General features: G+C 42.2%; 17 protein-coding genes. 1 reads left to right on the top strand and 16 read right to left on the bottom strand.

The features are described 5' to 3' along the window. Positions 1-80: 80 nt before the first annotated feature. From V3595_RS12835 to V3595_RS12815, 5 genes are all read right to left on the bottom strand, one after another. Positions 81-1,040, bottom strand: a complete 960-nt coding sequence (locus V3595_RS12835; RefSeq protein WP_214750719.1) for an ABC transporter permease — start codon at positions 1,038-1,040, stop codon at positions 81-83. Further along, positions 1,041-2,084 carry an ABC transporter permease gene (locus V3595_RS12830; protein WP_101224696.1) on the bottom strand — a complete coding sequence of 348 codons (1,044 nt, stop codon included), beginning with the start codon at positions 2,082-2,084 and terminating at the stop codon, positions 1,041-1,043. Then, on the bottom strand, positions 2,077-3,612 hold the full coding sequence (locus V3595_RS12825; RefSeq protein ID WP_101224695.1) for an ABC transporter ATP-binding protein: 1,536 nt from the start codon (positions 3,610-3,612) through the stop codon (positions 2,077-2,079). Before V3595_RS12825 ends, V3595_RS12830 begins: the two co-directional genes overlap by 8 nt. 203 nt (positions 3,613-3,815) lie before the next feature. Beyond that, positions 3,816-4,904, bottom strand: a complete 1,089-nt coding sequence (locus tag V3595_RS12820; protein ID WP_350302039.1) for a BMP family lipoprotein — start codon at positions 4,902-4,904, stop codon at positions 3,816-3,818. 161 nt (positions 4,905-5,065) lie between these two features. Beyond that, positions 5,066-5,791 (bottom strand): GntR family transcriptional regulator, encoded by a 726-nt coding sequence (locus V3595_RS12815; protein ID WP_101224693.1) that lies wholly within the window; start codon positions 5,789-5,791, stop codon positions 5,066-5,068. Between the two features lie 305 nt (positions 5,792-6,096). On the opposite strand from V3595_RS12815, the gene V3595_RS12810 reads away from it, so the two are divergent. Next, entirely contained in the window at positions 6,097-6,396 is a 300-nt protein-coding gene (locus tag V3595_RS12810) for a DUF6509 family protein (protein WP_350302038.1), read from the top strand. A 29-nt stretch (positions 6,397-6,425) separates the two neighbouring features. Here V3595_RS12810 and V3595_RS12805 read toward each other — a convergent pair whose 3' ends face one another. From V3595_RS12805 to V3595_RS12755, 11 genes are all read right to left on the bottom strand, one after another. Next, entirely contained in the window at positions 6,426-8,756 is a 2,331-nt protein-coding gene (locus V3595_RS12805; protein ID WP_485907514.1) for a DNA translocase FtsK, read from the bottom strand. Between the two features lie 239 nt (positions 8,757-8,995). Continuing rightward, a complete protein-coding gene (locus tag V3595_RS12800) occupies positions 8,996-9,223 on the bottom strand; it encodes a YlzJ-like family protein (RefSeq protein ID WP_063231821.1) in 228 nt (75 codons plus the stop codon). Then, positions 9,220-9,903 carry a ClpP family protease gene (locus tag V3595_RS12795; RefSeq protein ID WP_396020081.1) on the bottom strand — a complete coding sequence of 228 codons (684 nt, stop codon included), beginning with the start codon at positions 9,901-9,903 and terminating at the stop codon, positions 9,220-9,222. Before V3595_RS12795 ends, V3595_RS12800 begins: the two co-directional genes overlap by 4 nt. Before the next feature lie 190 nt (positions 9,904-10,093). After that, positions 10,094-11,764 (bottom strand): ribonuclease J, encoded by a 1,671-nt coding sequence (locus V3595_RS12790; protein ID WP_485907512.1) that lies wholly within the window; start codon positions 11,762-11,764, stop codon positions 10,094-10,096. Between the two features lie 281 nt (positions 11,765-12,045). Continuing rightward, on the bottom strand, positions 12,046-12,912 hold the full coding sequence (gene dapA, locus V3595_RS12785; RefSeq protein WP_485907510.1) for a 4-hydroxy-tetrahydrodipicolinate synthase: 867 nt from the start codon (positions 12,910-12,912) through the stop codon (positions 12,046-12,048). 50 nt (positions 12,913-12,962) lie between these two features. Next, positions 12,963-14,189, bottom strand: a complete 1,227-nt coding sequence (gene dapG / locus V3595_RS12780; protein WP_137019708.1) for an aspartate kinase — start codon at positions 14,187-14,189, stop codon at positions 12,963-12,965. Positions 14,190-14,295: 106 nt separating this feature from the next. After that, the gene (gene asd, locus V3595_RS12775) at positions 14,296-15,351 is read right to left on the bottom strand and encodes an aspartate-semialdehyde dehydrogenase (RefSeq protein WP_350302034.1); all 1,056 of its coding nucleotides are present in this window, start codon (positions 15,349-15,351) and stop codon (positions 14,296-14,298) included. Positions 15,352-15,564: 213 nt separating this feature from the next. Further along, positions 15,565-16,167: a dipicolinate synthase subunit B gene (locus tag V3595_RS12770; RefSeq protein ID WP_137019710.1), complete on the bottom strand. Its 603-nt coding sequence runs from the start codon at positions 16,165-16,167 to the stop codon at positions 15,565-15,567. Next, positions 16,164-17,066, bottom strand: a complete 903-nt coding sequence (dpaA, locus tag V3595_RS12765; protein WP_485907508.1) for a dipicolinic acid synthetase subunit A — start codon at positions 17,064-17,066, stop codon at positions 16,164-16,166. The genes V3595_RS12770 and dpaA overlap by 4 nt, the downstream gene beginning before the upstream one ends. A gap of 228 nt (positions 17,067-17,294) precedes the next feature. After that, positions 17,295-17,564: a YlmC/YmxH family sporulation protein gene (locus V3595_RS12760; protein WP_048684753.1), complete on the bottom strand. Its 270-nt coding sequence runs from the start codon at positions 17,562-17,564 to the stop codon at positions 17,295-17,297. 162 nt (positions 17,565-17,726) lie between these two features. Beyond that, on the bottom strand, positions 17,727-18,953 hold the full coding sequence (locus V3595_RS12755; RefSeq protein WP_485907506.1) for a M16 family metallopeptidase: 1,227 nt from the start codon (positions 18,951-18,953) through the stop codon (positions 17,727-17,729). Between the last annotated feature and the right edge of the window lie 28 nt (positions 18,954-18,981).

Raw genomic sequence — 18,981 nt, 5'->3', positions numbered from 1 at the left:
TTTTCACCAGCTCACCATCACTTACGGCTCAATCTCAAAAGAAAAAACCGGCCAGCATAGTTTGCTGACCGGTTAAAACCTTATCTTTTTCCTTTGATGTATGGCTGTCCGGATGCTTTAGGAGCATCTGCACGTCCAATGAAACCAGTTAATGCAATGATTGTCAGAACATAAGGAGCGATCAATAGGTAAACCGATGGAATATCCTTGAAGAAGGGAAGGCTCGAGCCAACGATACTCAAACTTTGAGCCAAACCAAAGAATAACGCTGCACCCATTGCCCCGACCGGGTGCCATTTACCAAAAATCATGGCGGCAATGGCCATGAAACCTTGCCCATTAATTGTCGCATGATTGAATTCATTCGAAAAGATGGTAGCATATATCGCTCCGCCGATACCTCCAAAAGCACCTGATAATAAAACGGCGGCATATCGGATTTTCGTAACATTGACACCCATCGTATCAGCAGCCATGGGATGCTCACCCACTGCACGGATCCTTAACCCGAATGGTGTTTTATAAAGTACATACCAAACGACAAAAGATATTAGAATCGCTATATATACGATATAATAACCATTTGCGAAAAAGATGGGTCCTATAAATGGAATATCACTTAGTAACGGAACATCAATCCTTGGGAATGTTTCTGTGATTCTATCAGTTTGACCTTTGTCAAAAATCAGCTTCACCAAAAACATGGTCAGACCTACTGCCAACAAGTTGATGGCTACCCCACTAACCGTTTGGTCCGCCCTGAACGTAATACATGCCACAGCGTGCAGAATGGAAAACAGCAAGCCGGCAATCATTGCCGCTAGCACAGCAAGCCAAGGAGTCCATTCCCCAAAAACATCAGCAAACATTAAGTTAAAAACGATCCCTGTAAAGGCACCGATGACCATCAATCCTTCTAAACCGATGTTTATGACACCTGCCCGTTCAGAAAACACTCCTCCGAGTGAAGTAAAAATAAGTGGTGCAGCTAGAGCAATCATAGATGGAATAATAATTTGTAATACTTGGTAAAAATCCACTTATTTCACCCCTTTCTTAAATCGAGCGGCAATCCAACGAATAAAATAACTGGATGCGACGAAGAAAATAATCAATGCTATGACAATATCTACAATTTCACTAGGTATGCCGGTTTCTAGCGGCATATTTAACGCCCCTGCTTTCAGTCCCCCAAATAATAAGGCTGCCAGCACTACACCAATAGCCGTATTCGCTCCTAGTAAGGCTACTGCAATCCCATCAAAGCCCATACCTGTGAAACCGCCTTTGACTGCGGCATAACCGAAAGTTCCAAGGCCTTCCATCGCACCCGCAAGCCCTGCAAACGCACCTGAAATAACCATGGAAAGTATGATGTTCTTATTTACACTCATCCCTGCATATTCGGACGCGTGCTGATTGAAACCTACCGCTTTCAGTTCAAAGCCGGTTTTTGTCCTTTCAAGAAGGAACCACATGATGATCACGCAAATAATCGCTACCACTATTCCCCAATGCATCCGGGAAAAATCCGTAATGCTTTCAAAAAAAGGAGACCGCAGTGATGCTGTATCAGCAACTCTTTCTGTTTTATCCAGCTTGTCAGTCATTACATTCCGAATTAAATAATTCGTCACATATAAAGCTGTATAATTCAACATGATCGAAACGATTACTTCATGTACACGGAACTTAGCTTTTAAATAACCAGGGATAAACGCCCACAAGGCACCTGCAGCTGCACCAGCTAATATGGCAAACGGCAAATGGATGATCCTTGGTAGATCAAAAGCGATTCCGACCCAAACTGCCGCCAGCCAGCCTACAATTAATTGCCCTTCTACACCGATATTGAATAGGCCCGTACGGAAAGCAAAAGCCACTGCCAACCCAGCAAGGATATAAGGGATGATTGTCCTGACTGATTCCCCTACATAATAAGAATCCCCAATAATTCCATTTATCATGGAGCCATAGCCGGCAACAGGGTCATAGCCGCTTACTAACATGATTATGGCCCCAACGACTAAGCCGAGGATAACTGCTATTAACGGACTCGTTAATTTAGATAAATACTTAGACATTTTGTTTTCCCCCTGCTTCCGTCCGTTTACTGCCAGCCATAAGAAGGCCAAGCTCCTGTTCAGTCGTTTCTTTCGGATCGACTATTGCGACGATTTCCCCTTCGTATATAACGGCAATTCTATCACTCACATTCATGATTTCTTCCAATTCAAATGATATGAGGAGTACCGCTTTTCCTGCATCACGCTGTTCAATCAGACGTTTATGGATAAACTCGATCGCCCCGACATCAAGCCCGCGTGTCGGCTGTGCGGCTATCAATAAATCCGGGTTCCTATCAACTTCCCGTCCGATGATCGCTTTTTGCTGATTCCCTCCAGAAAGCGCCCTTGCCGGGGTATATTCACTCGGAGTGCGAACATCGTAACTTTTGATCAGTGAACGGGCCTTTTCAAATATTTTCTTTGAGTTCAAGATACCAGCTTTTGAAAAAGGCTTTTGATAATAGGTTTGCAAGACAATATTTTCCCCAATGCTGTAATCGAGAACCAAACCATGCTTATGTCTGTCTTCTGGAATATGGCCGACACCTGCTTCAGTGATTTTACGCGGCTTCAGATTCCTGATTTCTTTTCCATTTAGCTTTATCGAACCTGCGGTTGTCTTCCTTAGGCCAGCCAATGCTTCAATTAGTTCGGATTGTCCATTTCCATCTACACCGGCGATACCGACAATTTCTCCTGCACGGACAGTTAAATCCAAGTTCCGAACAGCTGAAACGCCCCGGGAATCCTTGACTTCCAGTTCCCGGACCTCGAGAACTACATCCGAAGGAATAGCTGCCGTTTTTTCCGTCTTGAACAGAACTTCCCTACCGACCATTAAGCTGGCCAATTCGTTAGGATTCGTTTCGTTGACATTCACTGTTCCAATTCCTTGCCCTTTGCGTATTACCGTTACCCGGTCACAAACCTCCATGATTTCCTTAAGTTTGTGTGTAATTAAAATGATGGATTTCCCCTCTTTGATAAGGGCTTTCATAATATAAATCAATTCCTTGATTTCTTGAGGAGTCAATACAGCGGTCGGCTCATCAAAAATCAATATCTCCGCACCACGGTATAGCGTTTTAAGAATCTCGACACGCTGCTGCATCCCTATTGATATATCGGCAATTTTCGCATAGGGGTCAACACGAAGCTGATATTGTTCCGATAGTTTCCTAACTTCCTCGCTCGCTTCTTTTAAATCGATTTTACCCGCTTTTGATGGTTCTTTTCCTAAAATGATATTTTCTGTTACTGTAAAAGGGTCTACGAGCATAAAATGCTGATGGACCATCCCAATCCCTAAATCATTGGCAATGTTAGGACTGGTAATCTTGACTGGCTTGCCATTCACACGGATTTCTCCCTGTTCAGGCTGGTATAAGCCGAATAAGACATTCATCAAAGTGGATTTGCCCGCGCCATTTTCACCTAATAATGCGTGAATCTCCCCTTTTTTAACCTGAAGGGTAACGTTATCATTTGCGACGATGCCGGGGAATTCCTTACGGATATTAAGCATCTCAATTACATATTCCACGTATTATCAACTCCTAAAATGAGTGTAAATATTCTTAAATCATATAATTGCTTCTACTAGCTTATTGATTTTTTTAAAAAAACCAAATGAAAAACTACGATTCTATCATAGTTTTTCATTCGATATTTTTCAGTTGCAAAGAGCAATTGGGAAAAGAAAGAATAGAGGGCAATTCGCCTCCCTATTCTTTCTGGCATTACAGCTTATAAACCAAGTTTTTTGAACTCTTCATCCGTGCCCGGAACTACGAATTCACCTGATTTAATTTTTTCTGTCCACTCTTCGACCGCTTTTAAAGATTCTTCTGTTACGTTATCTTTTGTATCGGAAATGCCTACACCATTTTCTTCGATACCGTACTCAATTACTTTTCCGCCTGGGAAGTTTCCTTCTTTCGCTTTCTCGGAAAGGTCTTTAACTGCCACGTCAACACGTTTTAGCATGGAAGTAAGTGTGATGTTGTCGTCAGTTCCAGGAACTGCCCCTAATTTAGCTTGGTCGCTATCTACACCGATAACATAAATTTCTCTCTTAGGATCTTTTTGCTTTTGCTCGACTGCTTCAGTGAATACACCTTTTCCAGTTCCGCCAGCAGCATGATAAATGATATCGATACCTGAAGAATACATGGAGCCTGCTGTGGATTTACCGATATCAGCTTTATTGAAATCTCCGGCATATTTAACTTCAACTTTCGCATCAGGATTTACAGATAAAACCCCAGCCTTAAAGCCAACTTCGAATTTCTTGATTAATTCAGATTCAACTCCGCCGATAAAACCGACCTTGTTTGTTTTCGTTTGCAGACCGGCAATTACACCTACAAGGAATGAACCTTGCTGCTCTTTAAAATTGATGCTGGCTACATTCTTTTTATCTACAACTGTATCAACGATAGCAAAATGTGAATCCGGACGTTGGTCGGCCACTTCACCAACAGCTTCGGCTAAAAGAAAACCGATACCATAGATTAGTTGGTAATCTTCACGTACAAGCGTATTCAGGTTTTTAGCGTAATCTGCATCAGATTTAGATTGCAGGTAGTTGTAGCCATCCTTACCTTTTTCCAGACCATTATCCTTACCGAATTCCTGAATGCCCTTCCAAGCGGATTGGTTGAACGACTCGTCATCCACGCCGCCAGTATCAGTTACCATTGCAACAGTGAAGTTATCTTTGTTTTTCCCATTTGAAGATTCTTTATCATCATTCTCTGAATTACCACATGCTCCTAGTAGCGTACCGGCTGCAAGAACAAGTGAAAGAGCTAGTCCTAATTTGCGCTTTTTCAATTTTTATCCCCCTAGTTTTACATAGTTTTTTGAGCAGGAATGTTCTGAAAAGTCATTTATGTTTGCGTTTTCACTTCTCGTTAATTTTTTTTGCATCCGTTTGATCGACTTTTTCGGAATCGAAACAAACGCTTGCATTCACCCGTATGCAGAGTCAAGAACTACACACGTTTACGAAGAACATGAAAGCTGAACATATTGGCTTTAAAGTAGTTTACAGAATACAGGATAGGCTGGTCCCAATCATCCAGATGCATCTGCTTTAGAACGAGTAGTGCGGCTTCTGGCGAGCATTTAAGGATAGGAGAAACTTTCTCATGATATCCAATAGGCTCAATCTCTGCTACGGCATGCGTAATTTTTCGATGCGCATCTCTTTCCAAAATATCTAAAAGAGACTCATCATTACGGTCAAAATTTTCTGATAGTATAGATTCAGGAATTTTGTCAATACAGTAGACAACTGGCTCCCCATTCGCAGTCCTTACTCGTTCGATGATGACGATGCGTTCATCTGTCGAACACGAAAACCTGCGTATATCCTCTTCTGTAGGTTCTTGGGCCGTCGAGCTTAAGAAAATCGTACCCGGTTTCATTCCTGCCTCTTCAATCATGTTCGTGACACTTTTTAATTGCTCGATACCTGAAGTGAACCGAGGTTTCGGATTGACGAAAGTCCCAACTCCATGGCGGCGAATGATGATGTTTTCTTCTTCTAAAATTCGCAGCGCTTCTCGAAGTGTCGCCCTACTAACTCCCAATTTTTTTGCAAGATCGAATTCTGAAGGGAATTTTTCATTTTCCTGATAGACTCCAGCTTCAATATCCTGCTTCAGGTAATCAATGACCTGCAAATATAAATGTCGACTATCTGATTTTATTGACATACAGTTTCCCCCAGCTAATTTCTTAAGACATCAGACCTCTGATGTTGAATCATTCCTACTAATCGAAAATAATATAACATTTTTTTTGACATAAATAAATAGTGTTTTACTATTTACTTTAAAAGAATTTAGGAGAAATTACCCTTCCCTGTGTCTTTTAATCTAGAAAAGACCGCGGAATTTGCACGATTATTCTCCTAAATCAGATAAATTTTTATTTGAAAATGCAAAATGAATGCAGCTCTGTTCAAGATGCTGTTTTCCTGTATAATAGGATTTATCTTCTTTGAAGGGATGTACACAAGATGTTAAAGATTACAGAATACACGATCGAAAAATTGAATGATCCATTTGGTATTTTGTCCGGGGAACGTTACGAGTTGTTCTTGGATATTGAAGTGCCTGAAGAGGATGAGCTCTTTTCAGAAAATGGTTTATATATCCGGGTGCTTTTTGCAGTGGAAGAGCAAGTAGGAAAATTGATTAAATATGATATTTTTGAAAAAGGTAATGAGGGCGCACTCGAATTCGATTTAGAAGAAGATGAAGAAGCGATGATTACCGACTTCTGCCTTAAACATTTAGACGAGGCGATGAATAATTAAAAAACCGGGCTGCTGCCCGGTTTTTTTTACTATGATGAATGCGCTTCATCCTGTTCATCTTTAGTGACCAACACATTTCGTGGTTTACTGCCTTCATATGGACCGACAATTCCCCTCGCTTCCATTTCATCAATCAATCTCGCTGCCCGCGTATAGCCAATCCGGAAACGGCGCTGCAGCATGGAAACCGATGCAGTCTGCATTTCTACGATCAAGGACACGGCATCCCCATATAAATCATCTTCGACTTCACCATTTGAAGTTTCTGCAATTTCATCGGGTATCATCTCTTCGTTGTATTGTGCTTTTTGCTGTGAAATGACATATGTGACAACTTCCTCGACTTCATTGTCGGATAAAAAGGCACCTTGGACACGAACCGGTTTTGAAGCTCCTGCAGGCAGGAAGAGCATGTCACCCCGGCCTAACAGTTTTTCAGCTCCGCCCATGTCGAGGATCGTTCTTGAATCGGTCATTGATGAGACACTAAAAGCAATCCGAGATGGGATGTTCGCTTTAATGACCCCTGTAATTACATCTACGGATGGCCGCTGAGTGGCAATTATCAAGTGGATGCCAGCGGCACGTGCCATTTGCGCAAGCCTTGTGATGGCATCCTCTACATCATTTGAGGCGACCATCATCAAATCCGCCAGCTCATCGACAATGACTACGATATAAGGCAAGAGCGGTTGTTTGGCATCTTCTTCGATGTTATACCGGTTAATATAATCATTGTAGCCTTCAATATTACGCGTACCGGAATGAGAAAATAGCTCATAGCGCCTTTCCATTTCACTGACCACTTTTTGCAAAGCCTGTGCAGCTTTCTTTGGATTTGTCACTACAGGTGCTAGTAAGTGGGGAATTCCATTATAGACATTCAGCTCCACCATTTTTGGATCGATCATCATCATTTTCACTTCATGCGGTTTTGCCCGCATCAGGATACTCGTGATAATCCCGTTGATACAAACGGATTTCCCGCTGCCAGTAGCACCAGCCACTAGTAAATGCGGCATTTTATTGAGCTCCGCCTTAACCGCTTCACCGGAAATATTCCGACCTAGGCCTATTTGCAGTTTTGCGTCAGGCTTGTCAACTTCCTTGGCCTCTAAAACTTCCCTTAATGACACCATCGCCACTTCGGAGTTGGGCACTTCTATTCCGATAGCCGATTTTCCGGGAATCGGAGCTTCGATTCTAATATCCTTTGCGGCCAGTGCAAGGGCCAAGTCATCGGATAGGCTGACAATTTTACTTACCTTCACCCCTACGTCCGGATGAACTTCGTATTTAGTTACGGCTGGGCCTAAATGAACTTGAGTGACCCTCGCTTTCACTCCAAAGCTATGAAAGGTGCGCTCAAGCTTAGCCGCATTTTCATGGATCAATTGGTATTCTCCGCTTTGGTCCGTTTTTTTGGGCTGCAATAATAAAGAAAGAGGCGGTAAAAGATATTCTTTATTCTCCACTTCCGTAAAATTCATAGGCGGAACGGCATCATCCTGGTCCTCTTTATTATCAGCTGCAGGTTCCGTCACGACCGGAATTATTTCGTCTTCGTCGCTATAGGCTTTATCAGCAAAGCTGGAAATGATCCGCTCCGTCGCCATTTGCTGTGTATCCTCTTCTTGAAGAAGGGGCTGATCCTTTTCTTCCACCGGTTCTTTTTCCCGTTTCTTCTTTTTAACCGGATTCTTTTTCTTTTCTTTTTTGTCTTCATTCCACGTTCTCATATCATCTCTGAATGCAGACCATTGCTTTTTGAAAAAGCCGCCAAGACCCATGAAAAACTTCCCAAGGGTTTCACCTAACGTTTTCCCTGTCAATAGGACGGCACCTACAATGACAAAAAGGAATGAAACGATTTTCGATCCAGCTTCGTCGAATAAAAAGTATGAGGCTGCAAATAATATTGCTCCAATCATACCGCCCCCAAGGTCCTTTGTGCTGGCCTTGCCGGTCACTTCCATCCAGAATAGTTCCCATGTATTCGAAATGACGCTGGGCTTCGTGAACGGTCCTCCATCTGCAAGCATGTTGAACAGCGTCACATGACTTAGTAGGAGCATGCTCGCAACAAGGAAATACATCCCGACGAATTGCCGTTTTAACAGGTAAGGGACCTCCCTCTTTATCATCAAATAGAACCCAGCTGCGATTGCTCCCAACAAAAAGAGGATATACCATTCCCCCATGAAGAAGCGGATTAAAAAGACCGTCCCATTTCCAACTGCTCCAAGCTTGGCAATGGCAATGATGGCCAAGCCTATTAAAGTTAGGCCAATCAATTCATATTTAAGGGTTACTTTTAACTTCTCTGTACTATTCTTTTTTCTGCGTTTCTTCTTTGCCATAATATCACCTGATTCTTCATGAAACTATTCTAACTTTCCTATTCAACACCACTACATGATTTCCCTTCAGGAAACAAACGTTCGCTCACTGATTATACCAAATAAATTTGACCCTGTCCTTGATATATGTACCATTTATTCTTAATGCGGACAATTTGCCCATATAATGAATAAAGCAGCCAAGCGGCTGCTGATTTTCATTCCAGTATATCATAATTTACCTCAGTTAGTCTTTTTTACTAAGGATTCATCTGTTCGAACACATTTATGACAGCTCCTGGCTGAATGTGTACATTCATATAATCTTCAGGATCCGTGCTCACAATTCGATCAATGCGAAACGTGCGGCCCCCGTCATGTTCAACCATCACATGTACACCATTATAGATCATTTCTATTAAATTTGCCGTCTTCTCATGGTGATGAGGGAAAATTATTTCTTCAGGAACGATCGTATAAAGCGTCATTGCAGAAGCCCCTCCTCTTCCCCGGCAATTTTTGGCCTTCTTTCTTCCATGAAGCTATTCAGTTTTCTCATTGCCTGGCCTACTCCTCCTACATCATCAATCATTCCGATTTCAACTGCCTCGGCCCCAATTACATTCGTACCGATATCACGAGTTAAATTTCCTTTAGCAAACATTAAATCCTTAAAACTTTCTTCCGTAACGTTGGAGTGCCGCGTAACAAACTTGATGACTCTTTCCTGCATTTTATCCAAGTATTCAAAGGTTTGAGGCACGCCAATGACCAGACCTGTCAAACGAATGGGATGAATCGTCATCGTTGCTGTTTCAGCAATATAGCTATGGTCACACGAAACCGCAATCGGCACACCGATCGAGTGACCTCCCCCAAGTACAATCGAGACGGATGGCTTTGAAAGCGAAGCCAGCATTTCTGCGATGGCTAGTCCCGCTTCGACATCTCCTCCGACTGTATTTAAAATAACAAGCAGCCCCTCTATATTGGGATTTTGTTCAATTGCCACAATTTGCGGAATAACATGTTCATATTTGGTCGTTTTATTTTGAGGCGGCAGCTGCATATGTCCTTCAATTTGTCCAATGATCGTCAAACAATGGATTTTTGAGTCCTGAGATAGTTGCGGAACATTGGTAGCTCCCAGCTGCTGAATTTTCTCGATTAAAGTTGAATTCTTACCTTCCTGCTTGCCTTCATTTTCATTTGGTAATGGTGCATTATCCACTATGCCAACCCCTTTCTCTTATAGCCTATAGCTTTATTATGTCTCGAGACTCGGACTTCATTCTTCAAGATATAAGAGGTTTGAAACAGAAAAAGAACCCCTGACTGTTAAATCAGGGGTTCCTTACTTAATATTCCATGATGATCGGTAAAATCATTGGACGGCGTTTCGTTTTTTCATAGAAGAATTGGTTTAACGCATCACGCATTTCCTGCTTCAGCGTGGACCAATCAAATGGTTGGCGCGACCCATTTTTCTTTACGATTTCACTTACTATTTCAGTTGCTTCGCCAATCATTTTCTCTGATTCGCGAACATATACGAAGCCCCTTGAAATGATTTCAGGGCCTGCTGCAATGCTTTTATCCTGACGGTTCAACGTGACCACTACAATCAAAATCCCATCCTGGGATAACAAGCGCCGATCACGAAGAACGATATTACCCACATCTCCAACACCGCTGCCATCTATCAAGATATTTCCTGCAGAGACTTTGCCGGAAAGACCCATTTTATTGCCCTTAAGTTCGATGACATCACCTTTTTCGGCAATGATGATGTTTTCACGCTTAATCCCCGCTGCAAGCCCAACTTTTTGATGGGCATATAAATGGCGGTATTCCCCATGTACAGGGATGAGGAATTTAGGATTCATCAAATTGATCATCATTTTCAGTTCTTCCTGGCTGCCATGACCCGTTACGTGCACTTTATATTTATTTGCAGATACCACTTCCGCACCTACCCTGTATAGCAAATCGACGGTTTTGGATAAAATAAGTTCGCCGCCCTGTAAGGGTGATGCACTGATCAAAACTGTGTCTCCCTTTTTGATCGTCACCTGCTTGTGGGTCTGTTTTGCCATTTTTTGAAGTGCCGCAATGGGCTCCCCCTGATGACCAGTCGATAACACGACGATTTCACGGTCGTCATACTGGCTAATTTCATTAATTGGGATTATCAGCTCTTCTTCGACCTTTAAGTAACCAAGGTTCAAGGCTGTTTCATAAACGCGTTGCAGGCTTTTCCCTACAACTGCCACTTTTCTGCGACTTGCTGCCGCTGCATTGAAAACATGTTGAATTCGGTTGATATTCGAAGCGAAGCACGCAACGATGATCCTTCCGGAGGCAGCATGAAATACCTCTGTAATATCTTTGGCCACAACTGCTTCTGATGTCGTATAACCTGGCCTCTCGGCTCCGGTACTATCCGAAAGCAAGCATAGGACACCTTCTTCACCGATACTGGCCATTTTACCGATTTCCGGTTTATATAGATCTGTTGCTGCTTGATCGAATTTGAAATCCCCTGTATAAACGATTGCACCTTCACGAGTGTGGATCACGACTCCGACGGAATCTGGAATACTATGGTTTGTCCGGAAAAAAGACACGGCTGCTTGAGGGAAACTTAAAAGAGAATCCGAATCGATTTCAGTGAATGTCGCCCTGCCGTTAAAGCCATCTTCCTTTAATTTCGTTTTGATTAAAGCAAGAGTAAGCTTTGTTCCATAAACAGGGACCGGTAAATATTTCAAGACATAAGCAAGCGCTCCCATATGGTCTTCATGACCATGGGAAATGAATATCCCCTGCACCCGTTCCTTATTATCCATCAAATACGTAATATCTGGGATAACCGCATCGATTCCGAGCATTTCGTCTTCTGGCAGCATTAACCCTGCATCAAGAAGATAGATGTCCTCGTTCACCTCAACGACGTACATATTTTTACCAAGTTCCCCTTGTCCTCCAAGAGAAATCACTCTTATTCCATTATTTTTATCTTTACCCAATCGAATATCCTCCTTAAAAAATCCCGTTCATAATTTCCCAATGATTTCATTATAACCGATGTTCAAAAAACATGACAACACTTACCATTTTCAGAGGGACTTTTTCATTTAATCCAATAAAACAACCTATTATGTAAGAGATCCTTTGTACTTTTATCCAGTTTCGATTGAACATAAAAAAATTCAAATATTTCCATCCGAAATCGGAAGTATATCCCATTCATATACATCATTATGTAAAAACAAGCCAATCTTCAACGATCAGCTTGTTCCGTGTCTTTTTATTTTTTTAATACCTTGGTTAATGCAAGGCGCTCCTGCTCAGTCAATGGCACGATTGGAAGTCTCACCGATCCAACGTCAATTCCATATAACTGAAGCGCTGTTTTGACAGGTGCAGGGCTTGGCGCTGCAAACAAACCTTTTATAAGCGGTAACAGTTCCTGATGCAGCCTGGCTGCCTCTTTCAAGTTCCCGCTGATGAAGGCCTCCACTATTTTCTGCAACTCATTACCTGCAATATGTGAAGCAACCGAAACTACACCCACACCACCAATCGCCAATACTGGGAGTGTTAAAGCGTCGTCCCCACTATATAATGCAAAATCTTCATCAGTGCCGGCTATGATTTGGGTCATAGCGTTTAAATCCCCGCTCGCTTCCTTAACGGCTACGATATTAGGAACTTTTGAAAGGCGGATGATCGTTTCCGGTTCAATGTTAACCGAAGCGCGCCCAGGGATATTATATACCATGACAGGGAGAGTCGTACTAGCTGCAATAGCCTTAAAATGCTGGTACAGACCTTCTTGATTCGATTTACTATAATACGGGGCAACCAGCATTATCGCATCGGCGCCATTTTGTTCCGCTTTTTTTGTCAACTCGATGGACGCATACGTATTGTTGCTTCCTGTACCCATGATGATGGGCACACGTTTTTCAACAACCTTTGAAACATGACGCAATAATGCAATTTTCTCCTCCGAAGATAAAGTTGGAGATTCCCCTGTCGTTCCCGAAAGCACAAGCGAATCGGTTCCATTCGCTAATAAGTAATTAACCAATGAAGTCGTCTTTTGAAAATCAACATTTCCCTTGCTATCGAAAGGGGTGACCATTGCGGTTGATACTCTACCAAATATCATTATCTAACACCTCTTTAATTTTTAAAACCTTTATTTATTAAATAACCTGATTATTGGACTTCCCTTTCATGCAATTGAAACGCATAGTGCAGGGAATTAACAGCTTCTATTAAATCTTCCTCTTTTACGAGTACCCAAATTGTCGTATGGCTGTCCGCTGACTGGAGAATGGCAATTTCCTTTTCGGAAAGCGCTGTGACAATCTTCGCTGCAACGCCTGGCACACCATTGATGCCTGCACCGACTACAGAAACCTTGGCACAATTCCGTTCAATGACCGGTTCATGACCAAGCTCGGCCAAAATCGAGAGGGCAAGTTCTGTCATCTCCTCGGAAACGGTATAAACTACGCCACTTGGATATATATTTATAAAGTCCACTGAAATGGAGGCATTGGCCATTGCTTTGAAAACTTCTGCCTGTAGATTATATTGATCTTTTTTCGCACGGACCTTGATTTGAGTGATCTTTGGTACATGGGCAATCCCGGTCACGAGCCTTTCACGTATGTCACTGCCCTGGCTTCCCTTGTTCATGCTAGTAACAAGTGTTCCCAAGCCTTCGCTGTATGTTGACCTTATCCGAATCGGGACTTTCGCCTGCATCGCAATTTCAACAGCTCTCGGATGAATGACCTTTGCCCCTTGATATGCCATATTGCAAACTTCCGTATATGAAACGATTGATAATGGACGAGCTTGATCGGCAATACGTGGATCTGCCGTCATGATTCCTTCCACATCCGTAAAAATATCGACCCGTTCAGCTTGCAATGCCGCACCTAATGCTGCGGCTGAAGTATCACTTCCACCACGCCCGATGGTCGTGATGTCCCCGTTTTTAGCCGCTCCCTGGAAACCTGCTACAACGACAACATCCTTCACCTCAAGTTCTTTCATGAGACGGTCGCATTTCATTTCGATAATTTTCGCACTTGAATAGTCGGTATTCGTCAAGAATCCCGCTTGAGCTCCAGTATATGCAACCGCATCAATACCATGTTCCAAGAGCATGTTCGTAAATACGACAGATGATATCGTTTCCCCTACTGACATAAGTAAATCCTGTTCCCGTTTTGAAAGGCAGGCTTTCGCTCCATTTACCAGGGAAAGTAAGGTATCCGTTGCATAAGGATCGCCTTTTCTTCCCATTGCTGAAACCACAACCACCACTTTATAGCCTTCTTTAATCGCATTTTCAATATGCCCCTTGGCGAATGAACGGCTTTCCTCATCACGAACGGATGTCCCACCGTATTTCTGGACGATAATTTTCATAATATGCACCCCAAATATAAGCCAGCTTCCCAATCCGGGAAGCTGACAAAAACTCTCTATCCTATTGGAATTTAATTTTCTGTCGAGTTCATTAAGAATAAAATTTTTACTTAACGGTAACCAAACCTAATTTCAAAAGGCTCTCAGCAATTTGAACGGAATTCCAAGCTGCTCCTTTTAATAGATTATCGGAAACCACCCATAAATGGAAGCCTTTATCTTCATCCAAATCTTTGCGAATCCGACCGACGAATACATCATTCTTGCCGACGGATGAAGCAGGCGTAGGGTAAACTTGTTGTTCCGGTTCATCTTCTAACACTATTCCAGGTGCCGTTTTCATTAAATCTTTGATTTGAGAAGCCGCTATGCCTTCTTTTTCAACTTCAATGTATACAGATTCCGAATGACCTGTTACAACAGGAAGCCTCACGCAAGTTGCAGCCACTGGAAGGTTTTGCATATGCATGATTTTCTTTGTTTCATTAATCATTTTCATCTCTTCGAATGTGTACCCGTTATCTTGGAATTTATCGATTTGGGGAATGACGTTAAATGCGATTTGATAATGCTTTTCGTCCCCTTTTACCGGTAAAATTTTCGGATCTATTTCTTTTTCATCAAGCAAGTCGCGAGCTTGTTCCTTTAATTCATTTATCGCAGCTGCACCTGCACCCGAAACAGCCTGATAGGTAGAAACAACAATTTTTGATAAGCCGTATGTCTTGCGAATAGGTTCCAATGCCACAACCATTTGGATAGTTGAACAATTCGGATTTGCAATGATCCCATTATGCTGTTTCAAGTCTTCCTCATTTACTTCAGGAACGACTAGCGGCACATTTTCATCCATGCGGAATGCGCTTGTATTATCCACTACTATCGCACCGCGTTTAACTGCTTCTGGAGCCAATTCCTTAGACACGCTTCCTCCAGCACTGAATAAAGCGATATCGATGCCTTCAAAGCTTTCAGGTTTTGCTTCCTGCACTTCGATTTCTTCGCCCTTAAACGTAAGTTTGATTCCTGCGGAACGAGCCGATGATAAAAAGATGATTTTCTTAATCGGTAAGTCCCTTTGTTCGAGTGTTGAAATCATTTGTTGTCCTACTGCTCCAGTTGCTCCCACAACTGCAATACGCAATCCCTGTGTCTCAGTCATTTATACATACTCCTTTTCTATCTCTTAAATTAGTTATTTATTGGATTTACTGCTTCTTTTTCAGAATATCATTTATTTTAACACATTAACATTCCAAAGGGTCGCACTTTAACAAAATATTCTGGTAGTGGAGTGGTTTTTTATAACTTCAACCTACAAATTTATGCATATATGTCAGTCGTTAGAAAGCTGGTTTGAGGCAGAAATACTTGTTCAGACTAAATCATCCTTGAACCTTTCGACGATGACAGGTTGAATCTGTTCCCTTTCCAGTGCCGCTATGATCGTATCCCTTATCATGCTCATCCTTGCAACCATGGAACTTGGTTTGCCTATGGGATTATCCTGGCCATATGGAACGAAATAAATATCTTTAGCTGCCATCAGCCTCATTAGATTGACACCATTTAACCCAAGTGCATCATTTGTTGATATCGCGACCACGACTGGGCGGTGATTTCTCATCGTCGCTTTTGCAGCCATAAGTACTGGCGAATCGGTAAGTGCATTTGCCATTTTACTCATTGAGTTACCCGTTAAAGGAGCGATCACCATGCAATCAAGTGGCAATTTAGGTCCTAAAGGCTCTGCTTTGACGATTGTATCAACGACATGGTTCCCCGTCAATTTTTCTATTCTTTCAACCCAGTCCTCTCCCTTTCCAAAACGGGTTTCCGTGTTTTGGACAGTGGATGTTACGATTGGAATGACTTCCGCACCTTCATTTACAAGTTTTTCTATTTCCGGAAACACTTCATCATATGTGCAATGTGATCCTGTTAATCCGAAACCAATACGCTTCCCTTTGAGACTCATATCATTTTCTCCTTTCTTTTCAAGAACTCGCCTTGAATCAATAGTCCCAGTGCATTCGCTAATATCTGACCAGCTGTTTTCGGGGCAACTATACCCGGTAGGCTCGGTGCCAACAGCGCCTTAATTCCCCTTTTTTCAGCGTAACGAAAATCCGTCCCCCCCGGTTTTGAAGCAAGGTCGATGATTAATGTATGAACGGGCATATTGGCTATAACTTTTGCGGTAATTATCGGAAAAGGAATCGTATTGATACATATATCAACATCTTTCATTTCTGCAGCGAGTTCATTTAAATGAAAAGGGGCTAATGCCATTTCACTGATCCTCGCAATATCTTCGCTTTTTCTTGCCCCCACCTTCACTTTTGCTCCAAGTGCATGGAATGACCGGGCTACACTCATTCCGACCCTTCCCAGACCGAGAACGGCTACATTCGATCCATGGATAGTAAAATCCGTATGTTGAATGGCCATCATGATTGCACCCTCAACAGTGGGAATCGAATTATAAATAGCCACATCATCACGTTCGAACAATAGAACGAGTTTGCGATCCACTTTCTTGAATATCTCATTAAGGTAGTCGTTACTGATTCCTGCATAAAAAATGCAATGTTCCGGGGTATTTTTTATCATTTCTTCAGTCAAAACAACCTCTTCACTGGAAAAGATCGTTTCTACTTTCCCATCTGAATCCGTGCCCCGGACAGGTAAAATAACTGAATCTAATTCCTTGAAGTTTATATCTTCCATTTTTTCTTTAACCGCTCCGGTAAAAGCATGGTCGAGCTGTTCAAAACCTACCAATAATAGCTTTGCATCAAGCTCCGTCAGTTTACGGACAACTTCAAGCTGACGCGCATCTCCACCAATTACAGCGATTTGCATGCCTGTGAGCATTAAAACCGTCACCTTCTTTATATAAAGATCCTAAACATTCCTTGCCTCATGATATACAATTCCTTCAGGAAGCAATTCGGTTTTTGCTACATTCTCTAGTTACCCTGCCATCTTATGTTTTCACTTAAAAAACGGTGATAAGAAAAGAAAAAACGCCATAGCTAATACCAGCTAAGGCGTTTTCGAGCTTGCATTCCGAGAAGTTCAAGGAGCCTGGCGCGAGCGTAATCATCCGTCCATATGCTCTCCGTCTTTAAGTGAAAGTCCTTCCTGAAAATCAATGATGACCATATCCGCACCGATTTTTTTTATATGTTCCCAAGGAACTCTTATTTCACTGCCATTCCTTAAAAGGCCGAACCATTTGACAGATGGGATTATCAACGAGGTAATTTGTCCAGTTTCATCTATTTCCAAATCGGTCTGACCAAGGATCCCTAATCTTTCCGCCCTATTCACATCGACTATTTCCTTACCGCTCAATTCGCTCAACCTCAAATTTGGTTCCCCCTTTTTCGCCTTCTATTCAATCTATATCCGAAAAAGGTAAACTTAGAAGGCATTTATCCAAATATTGTCCATAACATTGGACCCTCCCGCTTTCAAAGAAAAAAAGCCTGACCTCCCATTAATTAAAAGAAGGTGCAGACTTGTTCGTCATTATTTATCCCAGTTTTCCAGCGGGCTCACTAATGACAAGGAATGTTCCGTAAAGATCTGGTTTGCCAATTCATTGACGGTATCCTCCGTCACCTCGTCAATCTTGATGATGATATCATCAAGGGAACGGTGCTCACCCAACATCAGCTCATTTTTTCCGTTCCGGCTCATGCGGCTATTCGTGCTTTCAAGGCTAAGCATCAAGCTGCCTTTAAGTTGCTCTTTACTATTCCGTAATTCCTTTTCCGTAATGCCATCCCTTTTTAAAGTATCCAGTGTTTCCTGAATGGTTTCATACAGGCTGTCAAGCTGATTTGTGCCTGTCCCCCCATATACTGTCACCATACCGCTATCTTGATAGCTGGAATGATAGGAATAAACGGAATAGGCAAGGCCTCGTTGCTCCCTGACGTCTTGGAATAGGCGGCTGCTCATGCTTCCTCCAAGAATATTATTCAAGGTAATCAGGCTGTATGTTTTATCATTGCCGATTTCCAGCCCTTTGTAACCAAGGCATAAGTGGGCTTGTTCCGTATCTTTTTTACGGGTGATCCTATTTTCATGGAAGGAAGGCTTGACCAATTCAAGACGATCTTCCCCTCCTTGATACGAGCCAAAGTAGCTTTCGACTTCCTTAATCATTTTTTCATCTACATTCCCAGCAATGGATACAACTACTTTATCGGGTGTATACATGTCATGGACGTATTTTTTTAATGTATCACTATTGAACGTTTCAAGCGTATTTTCCGTGCCAAGTATCGGATAGCCAAGGGGATGATTTTCATATACCGCCTTGCTTAAGAGGTCATGGACAATGTCATCTGGTGTATCTTCGTACATTTTGATTTCTTCGTAGACGACATTTTTTTCTTTTTTCAATTCTTCCCCATCAAATGTTGAGTTGAAGAACATATCAGCAAGGATTTCAAGCGCATAGCTTGCATGGTTATCCATTACTTTAGCATAATAGCATGTATACTCTTTTGAAGTGAATGCATTCACCTGTCCGCCAATACTATCGAATGACTCGGCAATTTCACGCGCATTTCTCTTAGCTGTCCCTTTGAAGAACATATGCTCCAAGAAATGTGAAACCCCATTCAATTCCGGTGTTTCATTTCTTGAGCCTGTTTTGATCCATACTCCAATTGCTGCAGAGCGTACAGTTGGAATATTTTCCAATACAATTCTAACTCCATTTTGACACGTGTATTTCTTAATCAACTAACATTCCTCCCAATCATTCTATGCT

The sequence above is a fragment of the Bacillus sp. CFBP9009 genome, from assembly GCF_036541465.1.
Classification (GTDB): Bacteria; Bacillota; Bacilli; order Bacillales; family DSM-1321; genus Peribacillus.
This window is presented reverse-complemented; position numbering and strand designations above follow the sequence as displayed.